Here is a 10750-nt window from a genome sequence, read left to right on the forward strand (position 1 = left end):
CCCCACGCGGGCGCGTCGAAGTAGAAGCTGCCCTGGAGCACGCCGCCGAGGAACTCCAGGATCGCGTCGAGCCGCGGTGACTTCCCGGCGGTGGCGATGATCTGGAAGAACCGGCGGTCGAGGCTCCTGCGGCGGGCCTCGTCCTCGGTCGTGGCGATCTCACGGTGCAGCCGGGCCAGTTCCTCGGTCTCCAGCGGCGTGAGCTTGCGGACCGCACGCCGGGTCGTCATCCCGGACACCAGCGCGACGACCTCGTAGTGGTCCTCGATGTCCTCGACRRTCAYCTCGGCGACGAACGCGCCGCGCCGGGGCACGGCGTCCACGAAGCCCTTCTGCGCGAGCTCGATGAGGGCCTCGCGGACCGGGGCCCGGCTGATCCCGAGCGCGTCGGCGACCTCGTCCTGATCGATCTTGCTGCGTGGCGGCAGCGCACGGGAGACGATCGCCTCCCGGATGAAGTCGGCCGCTTCGTCCTTGAGGTTGCCGTAGCGCCGCCGACCCGAGGCGAGCAGCCGGATCGCGCTCGGGTCGGCGTCACGTGTGGTCACTGAACCGCCGGACAGTCGCTCGATTCGGCGGTCTCGGCCGCCTCCCGCATGTACCTGACCACGTAGCCTCCGAAGTCCYCAAAGACGGCCGGACCGAGCAGATCTCCGACGGATCAGTCCCATCTTCTCCGAGCCGTGGCCGCCACCCTGCACGACTCCGGGCGTCGGAAGTCGACTCGGGCCGGCGGATGACGGAACTCGCGTTCGTGGTCCAGGGAAGCGGGTCGTTCCACACGTCGAAGGGGACGCCGCCGCCCGGTCAGCCGGGCGGCGGCGTGGCGATCGGAGGGCTCATGTCCGGCCGGTAGACCTTCAGCCTGCCGGTCCGTTCGCGTTTGGCCGCGTACATCGCAAGGTCGGCCTGGTGGAGCAGGACGTCGGGGTCGGCCGGGCGGGCGGGGGAGTCGAGGGTGACCAGTCCGAGGCTGGCTCGCGGGGTGTAAGGCCGTCCCGCCAGCAGACACGGTGCCTGTATCGCTGCCGCGAGCCGCTCCCCGACGCGGCGGGGATTGCGGAGTCCGTCGCCGTCGAGGATGACGGCGAACTCGTCGCCGCCGAGCCGGGCGACGGTGTCCACGGTCCGCGTTCCCGCCCGCAGCCGCTCCGCGCTGATCCGGAGGAGCTCGTCCCCGGCGGCATGCCCGAAGGTGTCGTTGACGTGCTTGAACTCGTCAAGGTCCAGAAACAGCACGGACAGCGACGTGCCGCCACCGGCGTCTCCGGCGTGGCTGGCGTCACTGGCGTCGTCGGTGTCGCGCGTGAGTGCTCGCTGTAGTCGGCGGGTGAACAGGGCCCGGTTCGCCAGGCCGGTCAGCGGGTCGTGGAAGGCCTGGTGGTGCAGCTCCCGTTCCTGGTCCCGGATTCCGGCGAGTAGCCGGGCGTTCTCGACCAGCGTGACCATCTGGCGGACCAGCGCGACCAGCAGCAGCCCGGCGATGCCGTACGTCTCGAACCGGTCGACCTGCGTACCGATCGACAGCTTGCCGACCACCAGCAGGCCCGCGGCACCGAGCACCGCGTAGGGCAGCACCGCGTACGCCCACGTCGCCTGCGGGCCGGCCGGCGCCGGGCCGTCCAGCGCCGGGCCGTCCGGCGGTGCGCGAGCCGGGAACGGCAGCAGCGCGGCAAGGAAGACCAGCAGGAAGGCGAGGCCGAATGTGACCACGCTCAACGGCGGCATGTCGAGCTGGTGCTGCGCGACGCGGTAGACGAAGACGTTGCTGGTGAGACCGTAGGCKAGCAGGCCCGTGCCGAGCAGCGCCAACGTCGCCGGGGAGCGCGGCCGGCGGAAGCTCGCGATCAGCACCACCGCCGTGACCAGGATCAGTACGGAGACCGAGTGGACCAGGGAGAGCAGGAACTCTCTGAGGTCGGGCGCACCTGTCCGGACGACCGCGGCGAGCACCGTCCCCCATTCCAGCAGGACGATCGAACCGACGATCAGTACACAGTCCAGCATGGTGATCACGTACCAGCGGGACGAGCCGCGGCCCTGCCTCCCCGCCCGGCCGTCCACCGGGTCGGTGGGCAGCGACAGCAGCCCGGCCAGGGCCACACCGTGGAAAACGAGCAGGACGGCGTACCACCCCGAGGACACCCGGGGAGATTCACCACCCAGCACGGCTGCCGCCGTCGCGACGCTGGCGAGCGCCGAGCTGCCCGCCATGACGCCGATGAGCCGCCGCCAGCGCCGGTCACCGGGGCGGGTGCGCCGAGCGGTCCAGAAGCAGGCCGCCGCGGCGGCCACCTGGGCGGCGGCGTTGAGCGACATCGTGGCGACGACGCCCGGCCGCGGGCCCAACAGCACCGCGAGGGCGACCTCCAGCGCGAAAAGCGCCACGGCGGCGGCGGCCGCGCACCACCACCACAACAACTGCGGCGTACGGCCCGAAACGGTCGAACGCCGCAAATCGTGTGTGGCGTCCGTGGCGCCACGGAGTTCGGACATCGTCCACATCCCTCGGGGGAAGCGTATCGAGGTCGAACCGATTCGGATAGTTAYGATGTTGGCGCCTGGCTGGGTCGGCTGCCCTACCCGCGGAGGTAGCGGCCGAGGGCCATGATCGGCCATAGCAGCCGGTAGCCGTGGTAGTTGATGTAGAAGTCGCCGGGGAAACCGGTACCGGTGAACTGGTCCTCGTCCCAGGAGCCGTCCGGCCGCTGGTGATCGGCCAGCCACCGGGCACCCCGCGCGAGGGCCCCGCTCACCTCGGGCTGGTCGCCCACCGTCAGCAGGGCCAGCATCGCCCACGCCGTCTGGGACGCGGTGGACTCACCACGGCCCGACCACCCGGGATCTGTGTAGGAGCGTAGGTCCTCCCCCCAGCCGCCGTCGGCGTTCTGGTGGGTGAGCAGCCAGTCCGCTCCCGCCCGCATGGCCGGATGGGACGGCTCCACCCCCGCGGCGCGCAGCGCGGGCATCACGCTGCCGGTGCCGTAGACGTAGTTGACGCCCCACCTGCCGAACCACGACCCGTCGGCCTCCTGGTGGTCCAGCAGCCAGTCCACCCCGCGCCGCGTGCGGTCGTCGCCGCCGAGGCCGGCCTCGGCGAGCAGCTCGACGACATGCGCGGTGACGTCCGCGGAGGGCGGATCGGTGAGGGCTCCGAAGTCGGCGAACGGGATCTGGTAAGGGATGGTGCTGGTGTTGTCCGCGTCGTATGCGCCCCATCCGCCGTCGCTGGACTGCAGCCCGAACAGCCAGGCCACCGCCCGGCGCTCGGCGGCGTCCAGCTCGTCGCGCGCCGGGTGGCGCACCCGGCGCAGCGCGAGCAGAACCTCCGCGGTGTCGTCGGTGTCGGGGTAGGTGTCGTTCTCGAACTCGAACGCCCAGCCGCTCGCCGGGACGTCGGGATGGTTGACCGCCCAGTCTCCACGCCGGTGCCGGACCTCCTGGCCGAGCAGCCAGTCGGCGGCGCGGACCAGCGCCGGGTGGTCGGGCGCGATCGCGGCCGTGGCACCCGCGTCCGCGAGGGCGTTCACCGCCAGCGCGGTGTCCCAGACCGGCGACTGCGACGCCTCGACCATGCGGGAGCCGTCGGGAAGGGTGACGCTGTAGTCGTCGAGGGCCCGCAGCGCGGCCTTCAGCACCGGATGGTCGAGCTCGTACCCGAGCAGCCGCAGCGCGATTATCGAATAGACCGCGGGTGGCTGAATTCCGCCGAAGCATCCGTCCGCCTCCTGGCGGGCGATTATCCACCGCTCCGCGGCCCGCAGCGCATGGTTGCGCATGGATCGAACGGGGCGCCGGTGATAGGCGTGCAGCAGTCGGTCGATACCCAGGAAAAGTTCTTTCGCGGTGAACCGAGTGCTGATTCTCTCGAGCACGCCGGAGGCTCCGGCGCCGGACCCGCCTCCGCCGGGCCCGGCGGAGGACCCGGCGGAGGCGGGTCCGTCCGGGTACAGCTCGTCGAGGTCGAACGGCGCCGGCCGCACCGGGCGGAGGGCGGAGACGACCGTCAGCGACACCAGGGTCTGGCGCGCCCAGGACCCGAAGGAGTAGATGTTCAGCGGTGCGCGGCGGGGGAGGAGCATGATCTCCGGGGGCAGCACCGGCAGGTCCTCCCAGCGCCACCAACCGAACAGCGCCAGCCAGATCCGGGTGAACACCCTGGTCGCGGGAACTCCGCCGTGGTCGCGGACCCAGGTCGCGGCGCTGAGCATGTGCGGTGCGGAGGCGTCGTCGCCGGCGAGGCGCAGGGCGATGTACGACTCGACGGTGGTGGACAGCTCGCCCGGGCCGCCGAAGTACTGCGGCCACGATCCGTCGTCGCTCTGCCGGGAGCGGATGAACCGGGCCGAGGCCGCCGTCACCTCGGCCGTGCGGATACCGAGGTACTCGCGCAGCAGGAGGTCCTCGGCGTCCATGCTCGTGTTCGTCTCGAGATCGAACTTCCACCAGCCCGTGCCGTCCTGCAGCGCGAGCAGGTGGTCGGTGGCGAGGCGTAGCACGCGGGTGAGCTCGCTGCCGGCAGCCGCGGTGCGGTCGCGTGCGGTGGCGTCGACGGCGCTGGTCTGTGTGGGAATGCTTTCCCGGGTGACACTGACGGTATCGGAAACGTTCATATCCGGTCCTCGCATATCGTTCATCACCAACGTGACAGGAGGTCGGTCGGATCCCTGGAACATGGCCGACCTGGGCGCCGAACGGGCGCGCCGGAGGGGCTCTCCGAACCGCGCCGCCCGAGTAGGGGCGCTCATTCACGCTGGCGCGCTCACATTGTCCAGGGTGCCGCGACAGACCTTGCTTTCCGGTTGTGCTGTTCCTGTTGTGCTGTTCCTGCGGTGCGGGTGGGTCAGCCGGTGGGGGGCTGGACGCCCAGTCGACCGAGGCAGAGGTCGACCGTCATGAGGAGATCGCCGAGGTCTGTGCTGCCCGAGCTGCACCACGCGCGGGTCGCCACCTGGATGGCCCCGAGAAACGTGACGGCGGTCAGCTGGGCGCCCAGACCGGGATCGGGCGGGCTGTTCCCGGCAGTGGTGCCTTCAGGGGTGGTGCCTTCAGCGATGGCGTGTTCGGCGATGGCGTGTTCGGCCGGGCTGGGCTCGGTCTCCTCCGCGAGCTCCACGGCGAGTCGGTCGCCGATGGCGACGAGACGGCTCAGGACCGCTCCCGCCAGGGGTGAGGAGCCGTCGAGGAGAAGCAGGTGATCGGCGTAGTGGCGGAGCGAGTCGCCGTCCGGCGACATCAGCGTCCAGGCGTCGAAGGCCGCGTTGCGCAGCGCAGTCAGGGGCGGCTCGTCGGCGGGCCGGCGGCGCAGTGCGGCCACGGTGAGATCGCCCATCTCGTCCAACGGTGCGAGGGCGATCGCCTCCTTGCTCGTGAAGTAGCGGAACACGGTGCGCACGGACACCTCGGCCTGGTCGGCGATCTCCTCCACGGTGGCCGCCTCGTAGCCCTTCAGGTGGAACAGCTCGTGCGCGGCGTCGATGATCGACTGGCGGGTGCGACGCTTCTTCCGCTCACGCAGGCCCTCCGTGCGCTGGTCAGCCACGCTCGATTACCTCCTGTCGCGTAGCGCTTCCGTGACCCTGGTGTCTTCGGCAAGCATACGCGCAACACCGGCAAATGGCAGCCTATGACAGATTTTTGACCTGCATGGGTCGTATGCCCTGTTTGCGGGGGAGTGCTGGGGCGGGCCCCGCCCCCCGATCCACGGTGTCGATGGCGCCTGGTCGGCTGGGAGGGCGTGCGCCGACCGGGGCGCGGTGCTCGCCGCCATCGGTGACCCGGCCGTCCTGGTGGTCGACAGCCGCGGCAGGGAGGCCTATCTCGGGTCGGCCGACCGTCCCTCTTCTACTGTGGCGGCGGGGTGGGTGCCGCCTGGAACGCGCTGCCCCTGGCGGCGGTCGGCGGGCCGGACGCCGCCGTGTACGACGGCTCGATGCTGGAGTGGGCGGCGGACCCGGACCTGCCGCTCGTCCTCGGAGCGGAGAGCTGACGCGCGGGCGGCGCCTGTTCCGGCGGACCCCTCCGCCGCTTGCGTGCGTTATTTGAACCGATGGTTGTAGAAAAAGAACTGCCGCTGATAGCCTGACCGACGTCCTCAGCGTGACGGGGAGAGAGACGGGCGGGGTGCGATGAGGCTCGGGGTCGTCTATCCGCAGATCGAGCTCGAGGGCGATCCGTCGGCGCTCGCCCGGTTCGCCCGGGCGGCCGAGGGGCTCGGCTACGACCATCTGGTCCTGTACGACCACGTCATCGGCGCCTCGCACGAGCGGCGTGACCCGCCGATCCGGGGTCGGTACGGGGAACGCAGCCCGTTCCACGATCCCCTCACGGCCTTCGCCTACCTGGCCGGCCTGACCGAGCGCATCGAGTTCGTGAGCGGCGTCCTCATCCTTCCGCTGCGCCAGACCGTCCTCGTCGCCCGGCAGACGGCCGACATCGACCTCATGTCCGGGGGGCGGCTGCGGCTCGGGGTGGGGGCCGGGTACAACCGGGTCGAGTTCCACGCGATGGGCGTGGACTTCGCCAGCCGGGGCCGGCGACTGACCGAGCAGATCTCCTACCTCCGGCGGCTGTGGAGCGAGGAGCTGATCAGCTTCGAGGGCGAGTTCGACCAGATCGACCGCGCCAACATCGTCCCGAGGCCGACCCGCCGGATTCCGATCTGGTGCGGCGGGTTCGCCGAGGCGGCGTTCCGCCGGGCCGTGGCCCTGGCCGACGGCTTCGTCTTCGGCTACGGCCTCGATCAGGCCGCGACGGACGGCTGGATCCGCCTGCGGGAACTGCTGGCGATCGCGGGCAGGCCGCTCGACGGCTTCGGCGCGCAGTTCGTCCTGCACGCACCCGGCCAGCCCTACACCGATCAGGAGATCACGGACGGGCTGCTGCGGCTGCGGGCGGCAGACGCCACACACGCCTCGCTGTTCACGATGGGGCGCGGACTCACCGGCGTCGACCGCCACATCGACTACATCGCGGAGATCATGAAGAAGGCCGAGGCCGCCCTGCGCTGAGCGGCCCTGGCCCGCTCCCGCGGGAAGCGTGCCAGGGCCGCCCCCGCTCCCGCGTCGGTGCGGGAGCGGGCCAGGGCCGTTCGTCAGCCGGGTTCCGCCCGCGGCGCGGCCGGGGCCACCTGTCCCGCGGGGGCCTGCTCACGCAGCACCGCCCGCTGGATCTTGCCGGTGGCGGTCTTAGGCAGCTCCGGAAGAATCGAGATCCGGCGCGGGTACTTGTACGCGGCGAGCCGCTCCCGGGCGAAGGCGGTCAGCTCCTCGGGAGTGGTGGCAGCGCCGTCGCGCAGCGACACGTAGGCCGCCACGGTCTCGCCGCGGTAGGCGTCCGGCAGGCCGACCACGGCGGCCTCGAAGACGTCGGGGTGCTCGTACAGGACGTCCTCGACCTCRCGCGGCCAGACCTTGAAGCCCGACGTGTTGATCTGGTCCTTGACCCGGTCGACGAGATAGACCCAGCCGGCGGCGTCGAGGACGGCGACATCCCCGGTGCGCAGCCGCCCGCCCGCCAGCGCGTGCGCCGACGCCTCGGGGTTGCGCCAGTAGCCGGGGATGACCTGCGGCGCGGAGATGACCAGCTCGCCCTCGCCGCCCGGCGGCCGTGGCGCGCCGCTCTCGTCGGTGATCCACACGTCGACGTTCTGCATCGGCACGCCGATCGACAGGGTGCCGCTCGGGCCGTGCACGGGTGCCGCCGCGCCGGGGGGCACGGCGATGCCCCCGCCGGTCGTCTCGGTCATGCCCCAGATGTTGTGCAGGTAGGGCCCGAACCTCGACCGGAAGGCCTCCACCGTCGACGGCGGGATGGGCGCGCCGCCGGAATAGAGCCGCTTCACCGTGGCGAAATGCTCGGGGCCCGCGCCGTCCACCCGGAAAAAGGCGTTGAACGCCGTGATCGAACCGATGGTGGTCGTCACACCGTGGTCACGGAAGGCCTCGAGCACGACTGAGGGCTCGAAGCGGCCGCTCATGCTCAGTGTCGTGTCGTTCAGCAGGGCGATGCCCGCGTTCAGGGAAAGCCCGGTGATGTGGAAGAGGGGGGCGATCGCGAACACCACGTCGCCGGGCTCGAGAAGGAGCCAGCGGCCGTAGTTCAGCACCGAGTTCAGGAAGTTCCGGTGTGTGTTCAGCGCGCCCTTGGGTGGGCCCGTGGTGCCGGAGGTGTAGGTGAGGAAGGCGGTGTCGTCCAGGGTGGTCTCGACCGGCTCGGGGTGCTGCCCCCGCCGTCGCGTCAGGATCGCCGCCAGATCGCCGTCGGGTGACGGCGCGGGATCGCCGCCGGTGCCGAACACCCGCGGGTCGTCCGCCGTCTGGAAGTCGCGCGCGGAGGCGGATAACAGCCAGCGGACGGTGCTGCCCGCGAGCGTCTCGCGGGTCTGGGCGTCGGTCCCGCGGGCCAGGATGATCCCCGTGGTGCCGGAGTCGTCGATCAGGCGCCGCAGTTCGCGTCCGCGGTACATCGGGTTGAGCGGCACCGCGATGCCGCCGGCCTTCCAGATCGCCAGCAGGCTGATCGGGTAGTACGGCACGTTCTGCAGGTAGACGCCCACGCGGTCGCCCGGCCGGACGTCCCGTTCCTGCAGCTCGGCGGCGAGGGCGTCGGCGTGGGCGTCGAGTTCGGCCGCGCTGAGGGAGCCGTCGAAGTACCGCACCGCCGTCCGGCCGGGGTTACCGGCCACCCGGTCCCGCCACGCGTCGACGATCGAGGAGTGGGCGAGGCGCGGCGACGGGTCGATCCGCGGTGGGTACGCGGCGAGCCATGGCCGGGCGGTCGAGAGGACGTCCTCGCTCGCGGAATCGGTCGGCATTGATCAGCCCCTCGGGTCTGCGCAGGGTTCGGTCGGGCTTGACACCCCTCCGGGAGCTTATTAGCTTGAGCACCTATTGAACACTATGTCGCACATAATGCACGGCGGCAGGTGCTCTACGGCGACAGGTGATCCACAGTCGAGCGGCAGAGCGGCCCAGGCGGCCACCGCGGCCCGCGGGCGCGGTGCCGACGCGGTCCCGGTGCCGGCCAGCCGGGCGGTTCCGAACCTCTCCCAGTGACGGGGGCATGCGATGCACGAGCATGAGACGTACGACGTGGTGGTTCTGGGGTCAGGTGCGGCGGGGCTGACCGCGGCGCTCGCCGCGGCCGTGGAGGGTGCCCGCGTCGCCGTGTTCGAGAAGGCGGAGCTGCTCGGCGGCACGACCGCGCTGTCTGGCGGGACGATCTGGGTCCCCGCCAACCAGCCGGCCCGGGCGGCCGGCATCAAGGATTCCCGCGCGGACGGCCTGGCGTACCTGGCGAGTCTGTCGAACGGGATGATTCTCCCGGAGCTGGCCGAGGCGCTCGTCGACGGCGGTCCGGAGCTGGTCGACTTCGTCGAGCAGCAGACGGATCTCCGTTTCCACCTGGTCGAGGGCTATCCCGACTATCACCCGGAACGTCCCGGCGGCCTGCCCCGCGGGGGACGGTCGATCGAGGTCGGCCTTTTCTCCTTCCTCGGGTTCGAGGAATGGGAGGACCGCATCGCCGGCGACACCCGCCGGCTGCTCATCCGCGAGATGCCCCTGGGCGGGGGCACCGGCGCGCTGGAGCCGGACGTGCTCGCCGAGCGGGAGAAGAACCGCGCGGAGGGCCTCGGCCGGGCGCTGGTCGGCGGTCTGCTCCAGGCCTGCCTGCGGCGTGGGGTGCACGTCGCCACCCGGACGCGCGGCCTGCGGTTGGTCACCGGGGACGGCGCCGTCACCGGGATCGAGATCGCGACCCCCGACGGCACCCGGTCGGTGCGCACGGGCGCGGTCGTGCTCGCCACCGGCGGTTTCGAGTACGACGCCGATCTCGTCCGCGACTTCCTGCGCGGGCCGCTGACCCGGGCCATCGGCGCGCCGTCCAACACCGGCGACGGGCTGCGGATGGCGATGCGGGTCGGCGCCCAGCTCGGCAACATGCGGGAGGCATGGTGGGCCCCGGTCGTCAGCCTTCCCGGGCATCGCCGTGACGGAGCCCGCAACGGGCTGCTGACCGCCCGGGAGCGCGCGCTGCCCGGTTCGATCATGGTCAACGGCCACGGCCGCCGGTTCGCCAACGAGGCGGCGAACTACAACGCCTTCGGCGGCGCCTACCACCAGCTCGACGCGTCGAAGTTCGAGTACCCGAACCTGCCGAGCTACATGATCTTCGACCAGTCGACCGTCGACCGGTTCGGTGTCTTCGGCGGGGCGCCCGGTGGCGCGGTGCCGGACTGGCTGGAGCGCGCGGACACCCTGGACGCGCTGGCGGGCCGGCTCGGCCTGCCCGCGGCCGAGGTCGCGGCGACCGTGCGGCGGTTCAACGAGCATGCCCGTGCCGGCACCGACCCCGACTTCGGCCGCGGCGACAACGCCTACGACCGGTTCCCCGGCGGCCGGGTGCTCGATCCCGAATCGGTCCTCTCCACGCTGGGCCCGGTCGAGACCGCGCCGTTCTACGGCGTCGAGGTCGGGTCGTCGGCGCTCGGCACCAAGGGCGGCCCCCGGACCGACCGGGAGGGCCGGGTCCTGGACGTCGACGGCGACGTGATCCGCGGGCTCTACGCCGCGGGGAACGTGATGGCGAGCCCGTCCGGCATGGTGTACGGCGGTGCCGGGGCGACACTGGCCGTCGCCGGGGTGTGGGGTCTCTACGCCGGGCGCGCGGCGGCGCGTGACCCGGCGTCCGGCGCCCGGTCGCCGGTCCTGAGCGAACGATCCGGAAGCTGACCCGAAGCGAGTAGATC

8 protein-coding genes are annotated in these 10750 nt (G+C 71.7%); 3 read left to right on the forward strand and 5 right to left on the reverse strand.

The annotated features are described in order from the left end of the window. The 4 genes from BBK14_RS26800 to BBK14_RS26815 all read right to left on the reverse strand — a co-directional run. Positions 1–548: GntR family transcriptional regulator (locus BBK14_RS26800; RefSeq protein ID WP_071066019.1), on the reverse strand; the 548-nt coding region annotated here is incomplete at its 3' end. A 259-nt stretch (positions 549–807) separates the two neighbouring features. Next, positions 808–2496 carry a GGDEF domain-containing protein gene (locus BBK14_RS26805; RefSeq protein WP_071066050.1) on the reverse strand — a complete coding sequence of 563 codons (1689 nt, stop codon included), beginning with the start codon at positions 2494–2496 and terminating at the stop codon, positions 808–810. An 83-nt stretch (positions 2497–2579) separates the two neighbouring features. Beyond that, positions 2580–4613 (reverse strand): squalene--hopene cyclase, encoded by a 2034-nt coding sequence (gene shc / locus BBK14_RS26810; protein WP_071066020.1) that lies wholly within the window; start codon positions 4611–4613, stop codon positions 2580–2582. 230 nt (positions 4614–4843) lie between these two features. Next, positions 4844–5542: a TetR/AcrR family transcriptional regulator gene (locus tag BBK14_RS26815; protein ID WP_071066021.1), complete on the reverse strand. Its 699-nt coding sequence runs from the start codon at positions 5540–5542 to the stop codon at positions 4844–4846. A 318-nt stretch (positions 5543–5860) separates the two neighbouring features. On the opposite strand from BBK14_RS26815, the gene BBK14_RS41435 reads away from it, so the two are divergent. Beyond that, on the forward strand, positions 5861–5989 hold the full coding sequence (locus BBK14_RS41435; RefSeq protein WP_275078516.1) for a hypothetical protein: 129 nt from the start codon (positions 5861–5863) through the stop codon (positions 5987–5989). Positions 5990–6128: 139 nt separating this feature from the next. Continuing rightward, a complete protein-coding gene (locus tag BBK14_RS26820; RefSeq protein ID WP_071066022.1) occupies positions 6129–7010 on the forward strand; it encodes an LLM class F420-dependent oxidoreductase in 882 nt (293 codons plus the stop codon). Positions 7011–7093: 83 nt separating this feature from the next. Here BBK14_RS26820 and BBK14_RS26825 read toward each other — a convergent pair whose 3' ends face one another. After that, positions 7094–8815: a class I adenylate-forming enzyme family protein gene (locus tag BBK14_RS26825; protein ID WP_071066023.1), complete on the reverse strand. Its 1722-nt coding sequence runs from the start codon at positions 8813–8815 to the stop codon at positions 7094–7096. A 253-nt stretch (positions 8816–9068) separates the two neighbouring features. Between BBK14_RS26825 and BBK14_RS26830 the strand changes: the two genes are divergently transcribed. Further along, positions 9069–10733 (forward strand): FAD-dependent oxidoreductase, encoded by a 1665-nt coding sequence (locus BBK14_RS26830; protein ID WP_071066024.1) that lies wholly within the window; start codon positions 9069–9071, stop codon positions 10731–10733. Positions 10734–10750: the final 17 nt, after the last annotated feature.

It is taken from the genome of Parafrankia soli, from assembly GCF_001854695.1.
In the GTDB taxonomy this organism is placed as follows: domain Bacteria; phylum Actinomycetota; class Actinomycetes; order Frankiales; family Frankiaceae; genus Parafrankia; species Parafrankia soli.